At 68.2% G+C, this 22,178-nt stretch carries 11 protein-coding genes; 2 read left to right on the forward strand and 9 right to left on the reverse strand.

Going from position 1 to position 22,178, the window contains the following annotated elements; translation table 11 throughout:
- Positions 1–193: 193 nt before the first annotated feature.
- From GRI75_RS08065 to GRI75_RS08075, 3 genes are all read right to left on the reverse strand, one after another.
- Complete coding sequence (locus tag GRI75_RS08065; protein WP_160746460.1) at positions 194–499, reverse strand: hypothetical protein; 306 nt, start codon at positions 497–499, stop codon at positions 194–196.
- 87 nt (positions 500–586) lie between these two features.
- Positions 587–2,098 carry a Ppx/GppA family phosphatase gene (locus tag GRI75_RS08070; protein WP_160746461.1) on the reverse strand — a complete coding sequence of 504 codons (1,512 nt, stop codon included), beginning with the start codon at positions 2,096–2,098 and terminating at the stop codon, positions 587–589.
- On the reverse strand, positions 2,095–4,254 hold the full coding sequence (locus tag GRI75_RS08075) for an RNA degradosome polyphosphate kinase (RefSeq protein ID WP_160746462.1): 2,160 nt from the start codon (positions 4,252–4,254) through the stop codon (positions 2,095–2,097). Before GRI75_RS08075 ends, GRI75_RS08070 begins: the two co-directional genes overlap by 4 nt.
- A gap of 206 nt (positions 4,255–4,460) precedes the next feature.
- Here GRI75_RS08075 and GRI75_RS08080 point away from each other — a divergent pair, with 206 nt between their 5' ends.
- Together GRI75_RS08080 and GRI75_RS14755 are read left to right on the forward strand one after the other, a co-directional pair.
- On the forward strand, positions 4,461–5,201 hold the full coding sequence (locus GRI75_RS08080; RefSeq protein ID WP_235911416.1) for a M23 family metallopeptidase: 741 nt from the start codon (positions 4,461–4,463) through the stop codon (positions 5,199–5,201).
- A 125-nt stretch (positions 5,202–5,326) separates the two neighbouring features.
- Positions 5,327–6,283 carry a transglutaminase-like cysteine peptidase gene (locus tag GRI75_RS14755; protein ID WP_160746463.1) on the forward strand — a complete coding sequence of 319 codons (957 nt, stop codon included), beginning with the start codon at positions 5,327–5,329 and terminating at the stop codon, positions 6,281–6,283.
- 3 nt (positions 6,284–6,286) lie between these two features.
- Here the strand turns inward: GRI75_RS14755 and GRI75_RS08090 are convergent, their stop codons facing one another.
- The 6 genes from GRI75_RS08090 to GRI75_RS08115 are packed head-to-tail and all read right to left on the reverse strand — an operon-like array spanning position 6,287 to position 22,028.
- The gene (locus GRI75_RS08090; RefSeq protein WP_160746464.1) at positions 6,287–7,558 is read right to left on the reverse strand and encodes an HlyD family type I secretion periplasmic adaptor subunit; all 1,272 of its coding nucleotides are present in this window, start codon (positions 7,556–7,558) and stop codon (positions 6,287–6,289) included.
- Positions 7,555–8,640 (reverse strand): cell wall hydrolase, encoded by a 1,086-nt coding sequence (locus tag GRI75_RS08095; RefSeq protein ID WP_160746465.1) that lies wholly within the window; start codon positions 8,638–8,640, stop codon positions 7,555–7,557. Before GRI75_RS08095 ends, GRI75_RS08090 begins: the two co-directional genes overlap by 4 nt.
- Positions 8,637–10,775, reverse strand: coding sequence for a type I secretion system permease/ATPase (locus tag GRI75_RS08100; protein WP_328597950.1), 2,139 nt, complete (start codon positions 10,773–10,775; stop codon positions 8,637–8,639). The genes GRI75_RS08095 and GRI75_RS08100 overlap by 4 nt, the downstream gene beginning before the upstream one ends.
- A gap of 35 nt (positions 10,776–10,810) precedes the next feature.
- Entirely contained in the window at positions 10,811–12,199 is a 1,389-nt protein-coding gene (locus GRI75_RS08105) for a TolC family protein (RefSeq protein ID WP_160746466.1), read from the reverse strand.
- An 11-nt stretch (positions 12,200–12,210) separates the two neighbouring features.
- Positions 12,211–12,924, reverse strand: a complete 714-nt coding sequence (locus tag GRI75_RS08110; RefSeq protein WP_160746467.1) for an OmpA family protein — start codon at positions 12,922–12,924, stop codon at positions 12,211–12,213.
- Positions 12,925–12,947: 23 nt separating this feature from the next.
- A complete protein-coding gene (locus GRI75_RS08115) occupies positions 12,948–22,028 on the reverse strand; it encodes an Ig-like domain-containing protein (RefSeq protein WP_160746468.1) in 9,081 nt (3,026 codons plus the stop codon).
- Between the last annotated feature and the right edge of the window lie 150 nt (positions 22,029–22,178).

Below are 22,178 nucleotides of genomic sequence, written 5' to 3' on the forward strand. Positions count from 1 at the left end.
GTCCAACGTCCTTCGACAAGCTCAGGACGAACGGAAAGCAGGCTAAGGACGAACGGAAGGGTCCGGCACCTCTCGAACCCACTCAACGCTCCGTTCGTGGTGAGCCTGTCGAACCACGCATGGCGCGCCGGCCGCCCTTCGACAAGCTCAGGACGAACGGGTCAGGGGTAGAGCCGAACCACGTGGGCCGCCGTCAGGCCTTCTTGCGTTTCTGCCCCGGGATCTTGGCGAGCTTGCCGTTGGCCTTGTGAGCCTTCGTCTTCTTGCCGGCCGCCTTCTTCCCGGCCGCTTTCTTCGTCCCGTCCTTGGCCTTCTTCTTCGCGGACTTCGCCAGCACGGCTTCGGCCAGGCGGCGGATGTCGGCCGCCCGCGGGCGAAGCGTGCGCGCAAGCACGGCTTCCGCCAGTTGCCGGTCGGTCAGATCCGCATGCGCGGGGCTCCTCGCTTCCTGTGCCGGCGAGCCCTTCGCGTCCGTATCCACGGTATTCGTACGCTCCATGCATGGCCCCCTCATCGCGCCTGACCTTGCAGTATCGCGCTGCCGCCCCCGCTCGCCAAGGCGCAGCGGGGGACAGTCACATTACTGTCAAATCGGCAAGGCAGCGACCTTCTCGCCGACGACGATCTCGGGCGACATGCCCAGCCACTTCGCCAACGTGGCGAGGTCGGCCCTGACGGTGTCGGCGACCAGATCGGCTTGGCTCGGATCGAACCAGAGCACGAGCTTGCCGTCCCTGACCCGCAAGGCGCTGCCCGCCAGCGAGAGGCGCGATCCCCCGCCGAGGCGGCGGCACAGCCGCACCGCCAGGCCCCAACCCAGAGCCTCCCGAAGCAGCGGCTCGTCGGCCAGCGCGAGCAGCTCCGGCGGCAACGCCGGCTTGTCGCAGGCCCCGACCAGCGCCGCTGCAAGGCGCGCACGGCCGCCCATGTCGAGCCCGATCCAGCGCTTCTCCAGCGCCCAGTCGCGCGCATGGCGGGAACGGATGTTCGGTTCCAGGCGTGCGGCGGCCAGCGCGAGCATGATCGCGGCAAGGCGCAAGCGCTCGCTATAGGCGCCCTCCCCCCGGGCCACGTCGGCGGTCCACCCGGCAATGGTCGCGGCGCGGGAGATCGAGCCTCCACGAGGGGCGGTGAAATGGGACACGCCGACGAGCAGCGGATCCTGCCTGCGGGCCAGCGGAGGGAGCTTCTGGTGCAGCAAGCCCTCCCGCAGGCCCCACGAGGAGAAGACCAGGGCGGTCGGCTGCAGTTCCGCCAGCATCACCCGCAGCAATGCGGCGGCATCGGGCAGGCTCACGGCCCGCATCGTGGGGAGGTCGGCGTCTTCCTTCAGCTTCGCCGGATCCGCCCGCACCAGATCGCGCGCGATCCGATCGGCCTCTTCCACGCCCATCTCGAGCCCGTGCGGATCGTGCAGCGGGTGGCCGAGAAGCTGCATCGCAAAGCGTGCGAAAGCGCGCCACGTCCCGCCGACCATGTACAGCGGACCGGGATGCGCCGCGGCCCACCCCTCCTGCGCCAGGGCCTGGTGAACGGTATCCTTGAACGGCCCGGCTCCGCGCTTGCGCAGCGCTCCAAGGCGGAGAGTGCCGAGCGGCAGGCTGACGCCTTGGTGCGCCTGTTCGCCTTCGATCGAGACCAGTTCCAGGCTGCCGCCGCCGAGATCGGCGACGACGCCGTGCGCACCGGGGAACGCCGAGATCACACCGCAGGCGGAAGCGCGCGCCTCCTCCTCCCCGGTGAGAAGCCGCGGCTCGAGGCCGAGCGCACGGACCTTGTCGAGGAACTCACCGCCGTTGGTCGCATCCCGCGCGGCAGCGGTGGCGACGACTTCCACCTGTCGCACGCCGAGGCCGGACAGCAGCGCGCCGAAGCGCCGAAGAGCGACGAGCGCCATGTCGGCCGCCTTGTCCGAAATCCGCCCGGTGTCGGCCAGGTCGCGGCCGAGCCGCGCGGCGACTTTCTCGTTCAGCCAGACGTCGGGCGCTCTTTGCGCGCCCGAGTAGACGACCAGCCGCACGGTGTTCGAACCGATATCGATCACCGCCCGGTCGGGGCTCGGAGGAGCCCAGCGCGGGGCGGACCATTCGGCGATCATAAGGCCCCCTTGCGTAAAGTCAGCTTTGGGACGCTCCACCCGGCAAGAGCGGCGCCCCGGCCCGAGAGGCTAGGATTGTTCATGAAATAGGTGTGGCAATTGAACCCTGCCTCACCCTGCTTCTTCATGCGGGTGTAGGTCCCATCCGGCGCCAACGCCCAGCTCTGCTCCGTGTCGAGCAAGCTGGCCAGCAGCACTTGCTCCAGGACCTGGTCATGGACCGTCCGGTTGCGGATCGGCACGAGCGCTTCGACCCTCCGGTCCAGGTTGCGCGACATGGCGTCGGCGGACGAGATGAACACGCGGGCACGCGCGCTCGGCAGCGCATAGCCGTTGGCGAACGCCCAGATCCGGCTGTGCTCGAGGAAGCGGCCGATGATCGACTTCACGCGGATGTTCTCCGACAGCCCCGCCACGCCCGCGCGGAGGCAGCAATTGCCGCGGATCACCAGCTCCACCTGCACCCCGGCCGCGCTGGCTTCGTAGAGCCGGTCGATGATCGCCTTTTCGGTCAGGGAGTTGAGCTTGGCCCAGATACCCGCCGGGCGGCCCTTGCGGGCATTCTCGATCTCGCGGTCGATGTGGCGGTACAGCGTCTCACGCAGATCGAGCGGCGAGATCGAGAGAAGTTCGGTGCGCACCGGCTGGACATAGCCGGTGACGAAGTTGAACAGCCGGGCGGCATCTCGCCCGAGCTTCGGATCGGCGGTGAAGAAGCTGAGGTCCGTATAAACCTTCGTTGTTACAGGGTGATAGTTCCCTGTCCCGAAGTGACAGTAAGTCCGAAAACCCTCTTCCTCGCGGCGCACCACCATCGAGACCTTTGCATGGGTTTTCCAGTCTACGAAGCCATATATCACCTGAACGCCGGCACGTTCGAGCTGGTTCGCCCAGTGCAGGTTCTGCTCCTCGTCGAACCGCGCCTTCAGTTCGACCACGGCGGTGACGGACTTGCCAGCTTCGGCGGCGGCGATCAGCGCGGCGATCACCGGCGACTGGTGCCCGGCGCGGTAGAGCGTCTGCTTGATCGAGACCACCGCCGGATCGGCCGCCGCCTGGCGCAGGAAGTCCACCACAACCTCGAAGCTCTCGTAGGGGTGGTGGACGACCATGTCCTTCTCGCGGATCGCGGCGAAGCAGTCGCCGTCATGCTCGAGCACCCGTTCGGGGTAACGCGGACTGAAGGATTCGAACTTCAGGTCCGGCCGGTCCTCCTCGACGATCGCCGAAAGGGCGCTGATGCCGAGCAGTCCGCCGGTCTTGGTGATGAACGCCCCCCGCAGGCCGAGCTGCTGGCGCAGGAGCTGCTCGGCGTCGGGGTCGAAATCGCCGTCCAGCTCCAGCAGGATCACGCGGCCGCGGCGGCGGCGCTGGATCGCGCTGCGGAAGTAGCGGACGAGGTCCTCCGCCTCTTCCTCCACTTCGATGTCGCTGTCGCGCAGCACGCGGAACACGCCGCTGCCTTCCACCCGGAAGCCGGGGAACAGCAAGTCGGCGGACAGCCGGATCACGTCCTCGATAGACACGAAGATCGCTTCGTCACCCGGGATGCGCACGAAGCGCGGGATGGCCGAAGGGATCAGCACCATTTCGACCAGCGCCGCTTCGTCGGCCTTGCGCGTCAGGTTGAACAGGACGCCCATGCCCAGGTTGGCGACGAAGGGGAAGGGATGCGCCGGATCGATCGCCTGCGGGGTGATCACCGGACTGATTTGCTCTACGAAATAGCGGCGCAAATGGCGCAGCACGTCGGGGCGGAGCGCCTTGCCGTCGGCGATCTCGATCCCGCGTTTCGCCAGCAGCCCGCGCAGGTCGGCGAGCGCAGCCTGCTGCGCCAGGTCGAGCGCCTTCACCCGGCGCCGGATCTCGGTGAGCTGCTGCGACGGCGTCTTGCCGTCGATCGAGCGCGCTTCGATCCCGCGGTTGGCCTGCCCGGCCAGGCCCGCGACGCGGATCATGATGAACTCGTCGAGATTGCTGCCGGAGATGGAGAGGAACCGCAGCCGTTCGAGCAGCGGGTATTCCGGGTTGCGCGCTTCGGCCAAGACCCGCTCGTTGAACGCCAGCCAGCTCAGCTCGCGATTGAAATAGCGCTGCCGCGCCGGCGCAAAGCCTTCGGAAAGGATCTCAGGTCCGCTGGGTTTGGGAATATCCATCGCTGTGCAGCCGCGCTGTCTTGGTATCTCCGTATTACGGGTTTGTGACAACAAGCTGACCCCGGGCCGATTTTGTCGCTGCAGGCCTGCAGCTTTGTACCAATCGGGGGCACCCCGCATTTGCCGCGTGCCGATGCAGCCATTCCACTTGGGGGCCCGCGGTGGATCGGGTACGATACCGCACGCCGCTGGGAGGTGGTGGGATCATGGGTTCCAGGGCCGTTTTCAACCCGAACGTGTTCGCCATTGCGGCGGCCGCTTGCGGGTGCATGATGTCGGGCGTGGCTTTTGCCCAGGCTCCGATGACGGCGGCTGCGCCTGTCCAGTTGACCGTCGCCGGGGCTTCGCTGCAAGTGCCTGAGATCGCGAATGGCAAGGATACCACACGAAACGAACGACAGCCGCTGCGCAACGTTCCCCCTCCGGCCGTGCGGATCACCGTCGGGGCGGAAAACGCCGACGTCGGTCCCGTGCGCTATGCGGTTCGCTCACCTGTCGCGGGCAGCGCGCTGGCGGTTTCCTTCGCCGCGAGTCCGCTGCTTCGCGAAATCGGCGGCCCCGCCGCCTTCCCGACCATGTTGCCGATCGCCGCAGCCTCGCTGACCAGCGGCTTCGGAATGCGCTATCACCCGATCCACGGCGGCTCCCGCTTCCATTCCGGGATCGACCTTGCGGCGCCTGCCGGTTCGCCCCTCAAGGCCACGCTGGGCGGCGTCGTGAAGACCGCCGGCTGGTCCGGGGGCTATGGCCTGCTGGTGACGATTGCGCACGGTGGTGGTGTCGAGACTCGCTACGCCCACCTCTCACGGCTCAACGTCACGGCCGGCCAGGCCATCGAGCAGGGCGACGTAATCGGATTCGTCGGTTCGACCGGCAATTCCACCGGGCCGCACGTGCACTACGAGGTGCGATCCAACGGCGCGCCGCTCGATCCCCTATCCCGCTAGAGACTCCGACTGCTTACACAAGGCCCTCCCGTGCAAGGGCCAGGGCTTCTGGCCGATATTCCTTACCGGGGCGTTAACTACAGCCGGTCACTCAACCTTGACCGCTTGGCTCCAGATTCTGGAGCGTGGCTCACTGGACAACCGGACCGGCACTTGCACGAACCGCCCTGGCGGCGGCTGTGAGCGGCCTGGCGCTCGGCGCGTCGCCCGGCCAGGCTGCCACGGCGCCTCTTGCCACCGAGCCCGAGACCGCGGCCCTTGCTTCCGCTGCATGCGAGCAGACCGGGATCACTTCACTGGCGGCGGCGCGTCCGCTGCAACCCGCGGCTCCGGCATCCAAGAGCGCCGCAATCCTCGGCGGGCAGCCGAGCGCGCTCGACCGCATCCGAATGTTGCAAAGCGCCAGCCCAGCCATGCCGCAACCGGCAGCCGCCATAGCTGCAACCGGGCACACGCAGCGCAAGCCGCTTGCCCCTGCCGCCGGCGGCTTCCGCGTACAGGCCGCTGGATGCGCCGGCTGGCGGGCGCCGGACGCCGGCATGGCCATGCCGCGTCCGGCCGTGCTGTCGGGCGACGACTTCCTCGCCAGCAAGCGGCTCGCGATCGGGCGGACCGGGTTCGACCGGGACTGGCAGCGTGTTCGAAACGACGAAGTCAGCAAGGCGCGCTATCGGGCGCTGATCGGTGACGGAGCGCACGGCCGCTCGGCTATCCTGAGCCGGGTGAACGCCTGGGTGAACGATCGCATCGTCTATACCGAGGACCGCAACCTGTTCTCCCGCGCCGACTTCTGGGCCGGGGCGAAGAAGACTCTCGAGCTTGGACGCGGCGACTGCGAGGATATCGCGCTGACCAAGATGCAGCTCCTCGCCGCCGCCGGGATCCCGCGCAGAGACATGTTTCTGACGATCGCCCGCGACCTCGTGCGCAATGCCGACCATGCCGTGCTGATCGTCCGCCACGAAGGCGGGTTCGTGATGCTCGACGACGGCAGCGACGCCTTGCTCGATGCCTCGCAGGCCCATGACTATCGGCCGATCCTGAGCTTCAGCGGCCACCAGGTCTGGCTGCACGGTTACTGAGCGCTACCGCTCGGTCAGGGCCTCGTCGAGCGCCTTGTTCACGGGTTTGAGCAGGTAGCTGAGAATGCTCCTGCGGCCGGTGAGAATCTCCACGTCGCAGATCATGCCCGGCACGATCGGCAGGCGCTGGCCGTTCCTGCTGATGTAGGACCGGTCGGTTTCGATCAGCACGCTGTAATAGGCCTCCCGCTCGACCTCATCGAAGATGCTGTCGGCAGAGATCTGCTGCACCCGCCCGCGAAGCCCGCCGAAGATCGAGAAGTCGTAAGCCGTGACTTTCACGTTCGCCGGATCGCCGACTTTGATGAAGGCGATGTCGCTCGGCGCGACACGCGCTTCGACCAGCAGCTTGTCGCCCACCGGCACGATCTGCATGATCTTCTGCCCGGCGTTGACGAAACCTCCGACCGTGGTGATCTGCAGGTCGTTGACGATGCCGTCCGCCGGGGAGCGCAACTCGTTGCGCTGCTGCCGTGCCGATGCGCCGCGAATGGTCTCCTGGTTGACGGCGATCCTGGTGGTCACTTCGCTGCGTTCGTCCAGCGCCTGCTGGCGGAACTCCAGCCGCGCGGAATTCAGCTCGGCCTGAGCCTCCCGGATCGAGGCCGAAGCGCGAGCGGCGGCCTGGCGGGCGGCAGAAAGCCGGCCCTGCACGTCGACAACCTCCCGCTGCGCCGTCAGCAGTTCCGTCTGCGGGACGATGCCCTGCCTGGCCAGGGGTTCGAGCATCCGCACCTGCTCCCGCGCCAGGCGCAGGCTGTCCTCCAGCGAACCGGCCGTGGCTTGCGCTTCCTGCAGGTCGCGCCGGCGCTGCTCGATCGCGGCCGCAAGCGCGCCCTCGCGCGAGCGGGCCGTGGCCATGCGCACCTGCTGCAGCCTTTGCTCTTCGGCGCAGACCGTGCCTTCCGCGCAGCCGAGCGAACCGCCGGCCGCCTCCTGCGCCAGCCGCCGGGCGCGGACCGAGAGCCGCTCGTTCTCCGTCTCCAGCTGCCCTAGTTCCGAGGAAGCCTGGGCATCGTCGAGCCGCACCAGCAGTTGGCCCTGCTTCACGGTCTGTCCACCGCGGACGAGGATCTCGGCGACCATCGCCGGCTCCGCCGGCTGCACCAGCTGGGCCTTGCTCGAAGGGATCACCTTGCCGGTTCCGCGCGTCACTTCGTCCACCTGGGCGAACGCCGCCCAGACGATCAGCAACAGCATCCCCACCGCGGAAACGGCAATCAGGCGGCGGCTGGAATCCCAGCCGGCGAAACGCGCGGGCAAAGCAGCGATCATGGCGCTGCGTGACCCTGGGTAGGCGCGGGAGCCGCAGGTTCCGCCGCACCCGCATCCGCCTTGGCTGCGCCCTGCTGGGACAGCGCGGAGCGATAGTTGGCGCTCAGCTGGACCGGATCGGGGATCGACAGGCGCCAGCCGGCAGCGGGATCGATCCGGCCACCGACGTCGGCGGGCGCGTGGCGGTCCTTCACGTCCGGAACCACGGCGAGGCCGGGCACGTAGGCCGGCTCCGCCTCCTCGATCACCGGCTCGTCAGCCACGGCCAGCTTGGACCGAAGGCGGCCGAAGTCAAGCGAAGGGATGGCTTCGCTGCCTGACCAGCGGTCGGCGAACACCTCGGGCATGCCGACGCGGCCGGGGAAGCGATAGAAGATATGGGTTCCGATCTGCCGCAGCTTGCCCAGCGAATAGGCCCAGCGGGGCAGGACGTAGTCGGCGTGGTAATGGGTCGCCGATCCGACTTCGGGGACGACACTGCCGGCCAGCGCCGCGGCCGCGACCCGGCGGGACTCGGCCCACTGGCGCGCCATCGGCCGGCGCAGCAGCGAACCGTCGCACGTGAAGCTGAACTGGCACACCGGCGCGCTGGCGCCTTCATAGACCACGCCGCACACGGAGTTCGGATACTCCGGATGGCGCAGGCGGTTGAGCACGACTTGCGCCACGGCGCGCTTGCCGAGTTCAGTCTCGTTCGCGGCTTCGTAGTAGATCGCCTGGGTCAGGCACTTGAGCGCGGTGCCGTATTGCGGCGATGCGCTGTCGATGTCGGCAAAGCCGCGCATGCCGCCGAGGCTCTCGGCCGCAAACGGGATGCGAGCGTTTCGCAACTGCGCCGTTTCGCCGGAGACCAACACGGCCTGTTCCGCCCCGGTGGACATCGCCCCGATCTCGGCGCGCATGGTGCTGCTGAGTTGCACGTTGGGCGCTGCGACAGCCGGCTGGCGCAGCAGGAAGAACCCGGCGGCGGCACTTGCAACGGCAAGCGCCGCCACGGCGGCGGCGACTTTGGGCAGCGCCACGCCGCGAGGCCGCATCCGATCCGCGAAGCTTACGGGCGGGTTGATGTGCAAAGCTGTCATCGAACGATCGCGCCTTCTGCGCCCGAGGCGGAAATGACCTCCTGCATGGGTCCGTCAGCCACGATGCGCCCCTTGTCGAGTACGATAAGGCGGTCGCAGATCGAAAACAGGGCCGGACGATGGGTCGAAATGACCAGGGTCTGTCGATCTGTCAGAGACTGGGACAGTCGCTCGACGAAATGTTTCTCCGTCTGGCTGTCCATCGCCCCTGTCGGCTCGTCCAGGAACAGCAGCTCGCTAGGCGAGACCAGCGCTCGCGTCAGCGCCAGGAACGCGCGCTGACCGCCTGAGAGGCTGCGCCCGCCCTCGCCCACCGGACGGTCGAAGCCGCCGGCGTCGCGGGACAGGAACTGGTCCGCACCCGTGGCGTGCATGGCCGCGATCAGTTCATCGTCGGAGGTCTCGCGGTTACCCAGCGTCAGGTTGTCCTTCACCGTACCGGTGAACAGCGCCGAGTCCTGCCCGACGAAGCGCAAGGCGGCGCGCAGCTGCTGCGGGCGGTACTGCCGGCTGTCGATGCCGCCGATCAGGACCGAGCCGTCGGTCGGCTGGTACATCCCGCAAAGCACGCGCCCCAGGGTGCTCTTGCCCGAAGCCACGCGGCCGACGATGGCGATGCGTTCCCCGGGCCGGATCTCCAGATCGATGCCGTCGAGCGCGGACGTGGAGGCCTCCGGATAGCGGAACTGGACGTTCTCGAACCGGATCGCCGGCGCTTCGATGCGCGCGGGCGCCAGGCTGCTGCCCTTCCGGCGCTCGTCCTCGCCGTCGAACAGCCGCTCGATGCTGCCGAGCGTCTCCTGCGCCTGCCGCCCGCGGGTGAGCAGGAACGCGATTTGCCCGGCCGGTGCCATCGAGCGCGAGGCGAGCATCACGATCGCGATGATGGCGCCCATGGTGATCTCGCCGGATGCGAACAGGTAGTACCCGCCGATGATCAGCGCGATGGTGGAGACCTGCTGGAACGTCTGCGCCAGGCCGACGGCCAGAGAGGTGACGTCGCGCAGCCGCTGCTGCGAAAGCGCGCCGATCTCCGCCAGGCGGTGCCAGCGGCTGATCATCCCGCCCTCGCCCGCCATGCTCTTCAGCGTTTCCATGCCCGCGATGGATTCGACCAGCAGGGTCTGCTGCAGGCCGTGATCGGCCTGCGCGTCCTGCGCCGCCTCGACGGCCTTGCGCTGGAGCACGAAGCCCGCCGCCGCCATGGCCGCGATGATGGTCAGCGGCACGAGCGCCAGCCAGCCGCCGATGATAGCGACGACGGCGATGAACACGACCATGAACACCAGGTCCACGATCAGCATCACGGTCGTGGCGGCGAAGAAGTCCCGCACTACGGCGTATTCGGAGACCCGCGCCGCCAGGGCGCCGGTGTGGCCACGGCGTTCCTCCAGCGGAGTGGCGAGCAGCCGCCCGAAGATCTTCTGCGACAGCCGCAAGTCCAGCCGGCGGGAAATGTCGTCGACCACCGCCGTCCGGGCCCGGCGAAGGGCAAACTCCAGCGCGAACGCGAAGACCACGCCCAGGGCCAGGACCCATAAGGTCGACCCCGCACGGTTCGGGATCACCCGATCGTAGACGTTCATCGTGAACAGCGGCAGCGCGATCGCCAGCAAGTTGATCAGCAGCGAGGCCAGCAACACGGGCGAGAACGCCCGCCGTTCCTTGCGCAGTTCGCCCCAGAACCAGTGGCTGCGCGCCTTGGCGTGCCAGGGCGCTTCCCCTTCGCGCAGCGTATCGGGATCGCCGTAGACCGAAATGAAGCGGCCCGCGTACTCGGCGGCGACGCTCTTGAACGGCTCCCACGCCTCGCCGCGCTTGGCCCGCCAGACCAGCAGGTCCTCGTCCCGCACGTCGAGCAGGATCGCGAACTCGCCGCCCCGCAGCTCGACGAGCGCCGGATAAGGCGCGCCGTTGCGCGGCAGCTTGCGCCGGCCGCGGATGTCGAAGTTCAGCCCCGCCAGCTCGAGCGCGGCGCCCGCCTGATGGGCCGGCAGGCGCCCGTGAACGTCGCGCGGGAGATCGTCCAGCACGACGGCCGAAAAGCCCGCCGACAGGCGCCGGGCGAGTTCCGCCACGCATTCGGCGAGGGGATCCACCAGCCGGCCTTCGGTACGTTCATCGAACCTGGACACACGCGCTACTTTCTAATCGGCCGCGACGGACGGGGTCAGGGGTTCACGCGGCGCTGGAGTTCGGCCGCGACGGGCGGGCCGTATTCGAACCGCGCACGCTCGTTGGCGCCCGCTCCGGCGCCCGGAGTGATGTTCAGCGCTTCCAGCAGATCGTTCGCCGCTGCGAGCGCCTGGTACTGCGCGAAAAGCTGCGAGAAGCGCGCCGTCTCGAGCCGGACCTGCGTGTTGTAGCGGGTGTTCTGGGCGTCGAGCACGTCGAGCAGCGACCGGCGGCCGACGTTGAACTGGCTGCGGTACGACAGCAGCAGATCGTCGCTGACCTGGCTCTGGCGGTTGAGCACTTCCACGATGTTGGCCTGGGTCTGCATCGTCGACCAGGCCATCCGCACGTCCTCTTCCGCCTGGCGTTGCAGGTCGTGGAGACGGTAGCGGGTCTCGCTCGCGCGGCGGACCGTTTCCTGCAGCTTGGCGCGGTTGATGCCGCCGTCCCAGATGTTCCAGCGCAGCACCGCGCGGGCCTGCACGTCGTTGGTCGCGCCCTGGAACCCGTCGATATCCTCGCCGACGCGGCCGCGCACTTCGACGCCGACCGTGGGGTAGAGATCGCCCTCCGCCGACTTCGCCAATGCGTTCGCCGCATCGACATCGGCCATGGCTTCCCGCACCAGCGGGTGCTGGTTGCGCGCCTGCCCGACGGCGTCCGCCAGGCTGGGCGAAAGCGCGCTGGCGAGGTTCGGCGGCAGCGTCACCTGGCCGATCTCCAGCCCGGTCAGCCGGCGCAGCGCAATGGTCGCTTCGTTGAGGCCCTGCCGGGCCTCCTCGCGCCGGACCAGCGCGGACTGCAGCCGCTCTTCCGCCTGCTGGCGGTCGGCGATGCTGATCGAGCCCTGGTCGACGCCCTGCCCGAGGTCGTTGACGAGCGCCTGGTGGAACGCGGCATTGTCTTCCGACGCGGCGGCGATCCGCTGCTGGAGCAGCACGTCGAAATACTGGCGCGCCACCTGCAGCGCGACGAACTCCGACCGCTCGACCACCCGCAGCGAGGCACCGTCGACCCGGGCCGCCTGGCGCAGCAGTTCGCCCCGGCGGCGGCCGAAATCGAGGACGGTCCACTCGCCGGTCAGCCCGGCTTCGAGCGGGTAGAGCTCGTCGTCGGCGATCCCCAGGGTTCGCCGCGTGCGGTTCTCCAGCCGGCGGACGCCCGCGGAAGCTTCGAGATCGACCCGCGGCAAGAACAGGCCCTGGGCCTGCTTGCGCTCGAATTCGATCGCTTCCTTGTTCATCTGGGCCTGGATGATCTGCGGATTGGTCTGCATCGCCACCGAAATGGCGTCCTGCAGCGATATGGCTCCGTCTTGCGCCTGCGCGGCCGGCACAGTGCCGGCCAGCAAGGCCGCGGTTGCGAGCAGTGTGATCTTGCGCATGTGACCCCCAGTTACCTTACCGTGATTTCGACGCGGCGGTTTTGCGGCTCGCGCACGCCGTCCGCCGTTGGCACTCGCGGTTGTTGTTCGCCCTTGGCATCGGTCGTGATCGAAGCGCGCGGCAGGCCGGCGGAAGCCAGCACGCTCGCTACGGCCTCGGCCCGGCGGCGGGACAGATCGATGTTGTAGGCTTCGCTGCCCGAACGGTCCGCATGCCCGGTCAGCGTGAAGCTGCTCCAGCCGCAGGGGCCGGCGTTGCGGGCGACGAAATCCGCCGTCTGCCCGGCATCGGCCGGCGGCACGGCGGAATCGAAGTCGAAGAAGACCATCCCGGGCAGATCGCCGCGGCAGGCTTGCGTGGACAGCGGCGGCGGGGGCGGCGGGGCGGCCTGCTGCGGCGCCGGCTGCCGGGTCATCAGGTCGGAAGCCATCTGGCACTTGGCGATGCTCGTCTGGTCCCGTGTGCCCGACTTGAGAAAGCCGAGCGCGATGCCGCACTGCACTTTGGCTTCCGAAGCCCAGGTGAAGCGGGAATCGTCCGCGTTGACCACGCTCGGGTCCAGCGTCGCGGCCAGAGCCGCATCGTACCTCTGCCCGATCTCAGAGCGCAGCGTGCCGACATCGGCCCCCGCCAGACCGTCGGTGTTTGCCTGCGCCTGGGCCACGCCCGGCAGGGCCGCGGCCAGGCAGGTCGCCATGACCGGTAGCGCCAATCGTATTCTCATCGGATGCCCCTCGCTCTTCGATTTCAAGCCGATGCCATTGCGGCCATCGTGGCCGCATCGTCCATCGCATCGGAAATGACCGCCCCGTTGCCGGCGAAGACATGTCCATCCAGCGCCTGCAGCAGCATCGCGGGTTCGATGTCGCCGCCCCAGTTGGCGAACTCCGCGGCTTCCCCGCCGGCATAGTGGTCGATGACCGCGTCGACTGCGGCACTGTCGGCCGCTTCGCCGAGTGCTTCCCCGATCGCCGCAGCCTGCAAGGCCGCAGGCTGCGCCGGCGTTGCCTGAAGCGCCAGGAGCGCTTCCATCAGCGCGCCGCCGCTTACATCGGCATCGAAGCCCGCGAAAACCGAGCCGCCGAAGTCGGCCGCCGGCTCGGAAGCGGAATCGAGAGCGACACTGGCCGAGGGGGCATCCGCCGCTGCGTTCTGCGCAGGAGCGAAATCCTCATCCGACAGGTCCGCGGTCGCCGCAGGGTTTGCCGGCTGAGCCTGAACCGCCGCTTCGAACAGGTCGGCGTCGGTGGTGCGATCGGCTTCCGTCGCGAAGCCGGCCGGCTCCGGCGCGTCCGGGTCGATCAGGCCCGCATCGATCCGCTCCAGCGGTACGTCTGCCGTTATCACCCGATCGTCCGCAAGAACCGGCTGCGGCACCAGCAGCGCGCCCGCAGCGGCCGCGGTGACGACCGTTTCCACGGTGCGCTGGTCGGCCTTCTGCTGAGCAGTCGTCGCGAACAGCGCATCGGCGACATCGCCGGTGCTTCCGTCCGCTCGTGTGAAGCTCGCGGTGCCCTGGACCAGCACATCGCCGTCCGCCGCACTGTACGACTGACCGTCGGAAACGAGACCGATCGACGTGATGCCCGCTTCCGCCAGCGATCTGAACTCGCCGGCATCGACTTTCCCGTTGGAGTTGGCATCCTGCCACACGCCGAAGGAAGCCCAGCGGTGATCGGCGGCGGTCAACAACCCGTCACCGTCGCTGTCATAGCCGAGCCGTACACCCTCGAGGTCGCTGGTGGCGCCGACCGCGTCGTCGGTGAAGACGATGTCCAGGCCGCTGCCGGTGTTCCGCGCCAGCAGTCCGTCGTCGCGCGCGACCCATCCCGTGGTCCTCAGGCCATCGCCGTAATCGTAGGCCACGCTGGCATCGAGGCCGAGGAACTCCACGCCATCGCCATCGAGATCGAGCGCAACGGGCGGGGTGGCCGGGTTGGCCGTGATGTTCAGCGCATCCGGCATGAGCACGGAATCGCCGTCCCCATCGGTGATTTGCAGATCATAGGAGAAATCGATCGGGTCCCCGGTGATAATGGTGCCGATCGAAAAGGTTCCGACGTCGAACCCGCCCGTAAGCCCCTGAACCGCAACCGCGTCGAAAGTGCCGGAGCTGGTCTTGAACCCGTAGGAATCTCCCTCCTGAACACCTTGGAATGTGATCGAGCCATCCGCATTGCGAACAACGCTGATGCCATAGGCGATGGCTTTCGCCCCGGTCACTGGCAAGCTGGAGATGTCGACCGTCGTCGTGCCCCCGGTTGCATAATCCCTTACGGTGACTTCCGTGATGGTGACGGTACTGCTGTCCGAGAAGCCGCCAGCGGGATTACGGTCGGGGGTACCGGATTGGGTCAAGGTCGTGTTCAGCGCCCACACCTTGAAATTGACCTGTTCGTTCTGGTTCCCTTGCACTTCCGCGATGCGGCCGAGGAACGATATGGTCGAGACATGTCCGGTGAAGCCGAAGCCGCTCGGCGTTGCGGCACCGCTGGTCAGGTTGCTCACGAAATCGATGCGCAGGGTGTCGCCGGGGCCCACCGACTGATTCCCCACGCCGATTGCCGTGTTGTTGGTGTTCACCGTATCCGGGGCCCCTCCGGGGGCCGAGCCGGAGAGGAGCAGGTCCACTTTCGTGGCGGCGCTGTTGGCCCCCACGCCGCGGTAGAGATCGTTGCCCGCGTTGGTACTGGTGAGATTGCTGAACGAAACGCCCGCGCCATTGTCGATCGTGCCCGACATGGCGATCGTATAGTTGCTGGCGCCTTGGTTCAGATCGATTTCGAAGATCAGCGTACCGTCCGAGCCGTCGGTGCTGTTGATGCGGCCCTGCAGCGTCTGGCCGTCGTTCGACAGCCACTGGGTTATCGCCGTGCCGCCGGACGTCATGCCCGAGTTCGAGCCCTGCGCGATGTTCGCAAATGTGATCAGGCCAGGTCCGTCCGCGCCGAAGTTGTCGGTCACGCCGTTCAGGTCCAGCGCAGCGGTCGTCGAAGAGCCGGCCTTGTTGACCACGCTGGCGGCCGCCGGCGCGATCGCCGTCGGCACGTCGTCCACGATCGTGATGACGATCGAGCCCGGCGTTCCGTCGCTGTCGCCGGTCGCATCGGTCACGGTCATGGTGATCGTATCGAGCAGCGGGTTCGCTTCACCCGCGCCGGTGTGCGTCAGCGGCCCAGAGAGCGTGTAGCTGTAGCCATAGGTCACCACTCCGCCGACCGGGGCCGAAATCGAAGTGATCGTCAGCTCGCCCTTACTGGTGGTGACCTTGTCGCCAGCGGCGAGGATTGTCACGGGGCCGCCGACGTCGCCGTCCAGCGTCAGCGTGTAGCCTTCGCCGTTGGCGGCGACCGTAAAGGTGCCGGTTACAGTCTCGCTCGTCGCCCCGTACTGGGCTCCATCCGCAAGGCCGTCCTCGTAGACCGTCCGCGCGTCGCCGGTCACGTTGGGCGCGTTGGCATCCTGGTTCAGCGCGATCACCAGTTCGGCCAGGTCGGTGTCGCCGTCCCCATCGGTAATCCGGTAGGTAAACGTTTCGCTGGTAACTCCAGTGGGAATCGACGCCGTCGTCAGCTGGTAGCTGTAGGTGCCGTCAGGGTTGATGGTCAGGTTGCCGTAAGCCCCGCTGACCACCGTCGCTCCGGCCACAGTGGCCAGCGCGCCGCCGCTCGGTTCGGTCCCCACGCGCACTCCGGTCACCGCACCGCCCGCTGCCGGCCCGTCGGCTCCGATCGAATCGGCATCGTCGCCCGGGCTCGAGCCGGTCGCGCCGAAGACGTTGCCTGCGGCCGTATTGCCAAGGCCTTCCGTCACGCTGTTCGCGTCGTCGTCCGCCACCGGCACATCGTCCGAGACCGAGATCGAAACGGACGACGTGGCCGTGTCGCCGTCGCTGTCCGTGGCGATCACATCGACCGAACCGAGCGCCAGCAGGTCGTCGGCGTCGATGCCGGGATGGCTGCTGAGGTTGTCGTGCAGCGTCGCCGTAACGGTCGCCGTGTTGCCCGTGCGGGTCAGCTGGAGCGTGACGATCGGCGTGGCTCCGTCCCGGCCGACGATGGTGTCGCCATCTACGCGCGTCCACGAAAGGCTCGGGCTAAGTCCCGAAAGGTCGAGGCCGAAGGCGACCGTCGCGATGGCATCCGATCCGGCGGTGAACACGATGTCCTGGCTGTCGGTGACGGGAGTAGCCGGGTTCGAACCGTCCGCGAGGTTCTCGTCGTCCACCACCAGGTCGATCGCGGGACCGGCTGTCGGGCCCGCTCCGTCAGTGATCGAGATCGGCTGGCTGGCCGACGAGCGGTCCCCGTCTCCGTCTTCGATGGTGTAGGTGAACGAGGCGTCGATCGCCCCGCCCGTGTGGTCGAGCCCCGTGGCGGGATCGAAGGTCCAGGCGCCGTTCGCCTGGAACGTATAGGTTCCATTGGCGAGGGGGATAGTCGTTCCGGCGGCGGGCACGAGGTAGTCCGTTCCGCCGATGTTGACCGAAACCATGGTCGCCCCGTCCGCCCCCGGGGTATCGTTCGTGAGCACGTTTCCGCCCACGGCAGCCGGGCTATCCTCTGCCACGACGACGCCCGCATCGGCCCGCGCCGTCGGCACGTCGTCGACCACGTCGATCACGATCGTGCCGGTCCCGATGAGATTGCCGAGGATGTCACGGACCTCGTAGCCGTAGCTTTCCACGTTCGACAGCGTCTGCGCGCCATCGGCCGCCGTCGGCCCATCGATCGGCCCGTCGAGCGTGTAGCTGTACGCGCCGGTCAAGCTGTCCAGGGTCAGCGTACCCACGGGGCTGCCCGGAGTGCTGGTGATCGAATATGTGTAAGGTGGCGTCCCGCCGCTTGCCGTGACGGAGCCGTTCGAATCGGTCTCGCTGTCGGTGCCTGCTGCGCTGCCGACGCCTACGCCGCCGGAGCCGTTCAGGCCGGCCTCGTTCACGAGAACATTGTCGTCGGACACCGTTCCGGTCACCGCGCTGACATTGATCGTCAGCGTGGCGGTCGACCGGTCGCCGTCGCCGTCCTCGATGGTGTAGGTGAAGGTGTCCGTCGTATCGGCAGTGATCGTGTTGGACTTGGCGACGTAAGTGTAGCTGCCGTCGGCGTTCAGGGTCAGGGTCCCGAGCGTGGTGGAGATCGATCCACCCGGCGCCGCGCTGGTGCCGCCCTGGGCGAAGCCGATCACCCCCGCCCCGGGTGCGGCCGCGCCGTCGGCTCCGAACTGATCCGGCGTGCCGTCTGTCAGGACATTGCCGCTGACACTCTCGCCTTCTTCAGCCCTCGCGGAATTGTCGGTCGCGAAGGGAGCATCGTCGTTGAACGTGATCGTCAGCGTCCCGGTCGCAGGATCGCCGTCGTCGCCGTCGGTCGCGAGATAATCGAGCACGACTGCCGGAGCGCTCGTCTCATCGCCTCCCGCGGAGTGCAGCACGTTGTCCAGCAAGGTGACCGTATAGGTGCCGTCCGGCTGGAGAGTGACGGAGAACAGCGGACCCCGAGCGCCCGTCGCGGTCAGTGTACGCGATCCTTCGTCCCAGCCGTAAGTCACCGCTTCGGCGCCGACCTGGCCGGCCGTCCCGTGGAGGTTCGCCAAAGTCACGGTGCCGCCGTCGGCACCGAAGTTCACGTCGATCTTGCCGTTGAACACCGCTTCGCTGGAGCTGAACGGGACCTCGCCGGCATTCGCGTCGATATCGCCGGTGCCGGAGAGCGCGCTGCCGCCCAGGCCGTCATCGTCCACGGCCGCCGTCACTGCCTCGACGACCGGCTGCGAGTCCGGACGCAGCGTAATCGTCACCGTCGCGGTCGAGCTGTCCCCGTCGCCATCGACAATGGTGTAAGTGAAGCTGTCCGTGAGGGATGCACTGCCCGCACCCGGCGCGGGCGTATAGGTGAACAGCCCCGTCGCGGCGGAGTAGCTGACCGTGCCGAAAGCCGGCTGCGTCGCCACCGACACGCTTGCCGGAGCTACTCCGTCGGCGCCGAACACGTCGTTCGCGAGCGCATCGATCACGATCGGCGCGTTCTCCGCCGCCTGGGTCGCCGCATCCGCTCGCGCGGTCGGCACGTCGTCGACGATGTCGATGGTCAGGATCTGGGTGACGGTGTTGCCGTTGGCGTCGGTCACCCGGTAGGTGAACGTCTCGACATCGTTGAGCGTATTCGGCCCGTTGTCCGACGTCGCCCCGTCGACCCGCGTCGCCAGCGTGTAGCTCCAGGTGCCGTCGGCGTTCAGCGTCAGCGTGCCGTTGCTGCCGGCGCCGCCGCCGACCAGCGCGAAGCTGTACGGCCCGGTGCCGCCGCTGACGTTGTTCGCCAGCGTGCCGCTCGCGGTCTCGCCGGTGCCGAGCGGATCGCTGCCGGTCGCCAGCGCCGCCTCGTCGACCGCGGCATCCTCGTTCGCCGCCGCGAGGCCGCTGTCGCTCAGCGTGATCGTCAGGGTCGTGGTCGAAGTGTCCCCGTCCCCGTCGGTGATCGTGTAGACGAACGTGTCGACCGCCCCGATCGGCGGGACGGTGTCGGGGGCGCCGTCGTAAGTATAGCTGCCGTCCGCGTTCAGCGTCAGCGTACCGTACTGGCCGGCGATCACGCCCCCAATGCCCCCCGTGATCGGACTCGACGGATCGCTGCCGGCAGCCACGCCGGTGACGGCGCCCCCTGGTGCCGCACCGTCGGCACCGAACTTGTCATTGCCGACCACATTGCCGGCAGCCACCGCGCCTTCGGCCACGCTGTTCGCGTCGGCCTGCGCCGTCGGCACGTCGTCCACCACCCGGATGTCGAGGCTGGCGGTGGCGCTTGAGCCGTCCACGTCGGTCACCGTGACGCCAAAGCTGTCGGTGACGCTGTCCCGGCCCGCACCCGCGTGTGCCAGCGTGTTGTCGCCCAGAGTATAGGAGTAGCTGAACGTGCCGCCGACGATCGAGCCGTCGGCAGCAAGTACGGGGGTGAAGGCGGTGATCGTCACCGTGCCGAGCGGGCTCGAGGCGGTGAGGCCGGGAGTGAACACGCCGTTGGTGACGACCTGCGTTCCGCCGATGCCGACATCGTCGAGCCCGTCGGGCGCGGTGAAGGTGAACGTGCCGGCCTGAGTCAGCGCCGCCGCATCGGGCGAGGAGCCGTCGGCCAGGTCGGCTTCGTCGACCAGTTCTTCGGCGCCGGCGCCGTCGAGCCCGCCGATGGAGACGCCGTCGTCCGTGCCGTTGATCGTGATCGTCAGGGTGGCGGCGGACGTGTCTCCGTCACCGTCGCGAATGGTGTAGGTGAAGACCTCGGTCAGCGTTTCGCCGGCGGAAAGCCCCTGCACCGCCGTGCTGCCGTTGCCGAGCGTGTAGCTGTAGCTGCCGTCGGCGGCGAGCACGAGCGTACCGTGGAGCCCGGCAAAGCTGCCGGTCGTGGTGACGGAAGCGCCGTCGGCGCCCCGTGTATCGGCGACACCGTCGGAAGCATTGGCGTCCGTTCCGCCGCTGCCGGTCAGCACGTTGCCGTCGGCCACGAGGGCAGTGTCTTCGCCGACGCTGTCCGCATCGGCCCGCGCGGTCGGCACGTCGTCGACGATGTCGATGACCAGCGGCGCGCTGGCGCTGTCCCCGTCGCTGTCGGTCACGACCACGCTGAACACGTCCTGCGTGCCGTCCCCGGCGGTATTGCCGGTCAGCGTATAGCTGTAGCTATAGCTGCCACCCGACAGGCTGACGGTCAGCGTGCCGTGCGCGCCTGCGACGGTGCCTCCGCCGGTCACGTTCACGCCGTTGATCACAAGAGAGCCGACAGGATCGTTGCCGGTCGCGATCGCGAAAGTGCCGACCGTGGTTTCGCTGTCGGCCGCGGCGTTGGAGCCCGCCGGCAGCCCGGCTTCGTGCACCATGGCCCCGCCCTGCGCTTCGATCACGTCGATCGTGGGGGTGGAATCCGGCGCGAGGACGATGGTCACGGTCGCGGTCGAGGTGTCGCCGTCGCCATCGGTGATCGTGTAGTCGAAAGTGACGGTGCCTTCCTCGCCCGGCGCGGGCGTGTAGGTGAAGGTGCCGTCGTTGTTGTAGACGACCGTGCCGGACCCGCTCAGCGAGCCGGCGACGAGTGCTATGCCCGAAACGAGGCTCACGCTGTCCGCGCCCGGAGTGTCGTTGGCGAACACGTCGACCATCACGGGCGCGTTCTCCGCGCCTTGGGCCGCGGAATCGTCGACAGCGAGGGGAGTGTCGTCCACCACCATGATCACGAAATCTTCGGTGTCGCTGTCCCCGTCCGTATCGGTCACGGTGACGCTGAGCCCGATTTGGGTGGCATCGCCGAAGGTGTTGTCGGCCAGGGTGAAGCTGTACTCGAGCGTGCCTGCGACGGGATCGTAGGACACGATCGTCAGCGTTCCTTGCGGCAGCGCGATCTGCTGCCCGGCGCCGGTGACGACCACGCCGTTGAGGGAGACGCCGGCGACCCCGTCGGGCGCCGCGAAGGTGATCGTGCCGGACGTCGTCTCGACATCGGTGGCCTCGGCCGATCCGGGTGCCTCGGTGCCGCGCGGCGGCAGGCCGGCTTCGTCGACGACGGTGCCATCGCCCACCAGGGGCACGGAAGTCACCGTTGCCGGGGCATCGCCGATGGCGATCGTCAGCGTGGCAGTGTCGCTGTCACCGTCGCCGTCGGTCAGCGTATAGGTGAAGGTGTCCGTCGATCCGCCCGGCGTGCCCGGCGCACGCTGATAGCTGTAGGACCCATCTCCGTTCAGGGTCAGGGTGCCGTAAGCGCCCTGGATGACCAGCACGGTGCTGCCGCTGACCGACTGTCCGGCCGAATTCGCCACGGCAGTGACGCGGGCGTTGTCCGCCCCGAGGGTGTCGGCGCCCGCGGCGCCGCTGTCGGTGCCCTGGCCGGTGATCACGTTGCCGCCGATCGCGGCATAGCTGCCGGCCGCAACGCTGTCGGTGTCGTTGGCCGCGTTGGGCGCGTCGTCGGCGATCGTGATGACCAGCGTGGCGGTTGCGGTATCGCCGTCCGAATCCGTGATCGTGACGGTGAACCGCTGTTCCGGAGCGGGGTCGGCAGTGTTGTCGGTCAGGGTGTAGCTGTACCCGATCCGGCCGTCTGCGATGCTGGTGATCGTCAGGACGCCGAAGGGCGTGGCGAAGGTCTGCCCTACCGCGGTGATCGGGACGCCGTTGAGGGCAACCTGCGAGGTACCGTCGGGCGACGAGAAGTTGATGAAGCCGAAGGTGCTTTCGCTGTCCGCGGCGCTGTTGCTGCCGGCGGGCTCGCCCGCACGCGCGGGGAGGCCTGCCTCGCTGACCGATGCTTCCGCGTTGCGGACCGAAACGCCGGAGTTGCCGACCTCGATCGAGATATCGGGACGAGGGTCGGCTTCGGCGGGAATGACCTCCCGCTCGTCCTCCGCGGTGAACTGCAGTTCCGTGTAAGGCAGCAGATCGCCCAACCCGAACGCGTCCTGGAGGGGGCCGACCGGATCGGCGAAGTTGCCGCCCGAGCTCCGGGGCGGGCCGGCGGCGGGCTCCGGCTCGTTGCCGACCAGCAGGGCAGCAAGGTTGGCCGGCGGCACGGCCACCCCCTCGACCACGATCTGTGGAACGACCATGGCGCCGTCGACGATCACGTACCGAGCGCCGTCGGCGCCGATCACTACCAGGTCACGGCCCTGGATCTGGATGTCCTGGAGGGTAAGGCCGGCGGGGAGCACGACCACGCCCTGGCTGTCCGGCGTCAGGACGATACGGACACCCGCGCCTGCGACCGGCAAAGGGCTTCCGCCTTCGGTCTGCGCAAAATCCGGGTTGTCGAATGCGTTCCCGCCCTGGCCCTCGAAATCCATCATCGTCTTGCCCCACCTCGGAGACCCTGAAGGATGGATTTTCCCGCGCAGCCATCCGCGCGGCGGCGTGAACTGCAGGATTGTGCTCCTGCAGCACCGTTGGATTCACCATCAATCCTGCGGCCTCGTCCGGCGCCCGCTCGCTGAAACGTT

It is taken from the genome of Croceibacterium soli, assembly GCF_009828065.1.
In the GTDB taxonomy this organism is placed as follows: Bacteria; Pseudomonadota; Alphaproteobacteria; order Sphingomonadales; family Sphingomonadaceae; genus Croceibacterium_B; species Croceibacterium_B soli.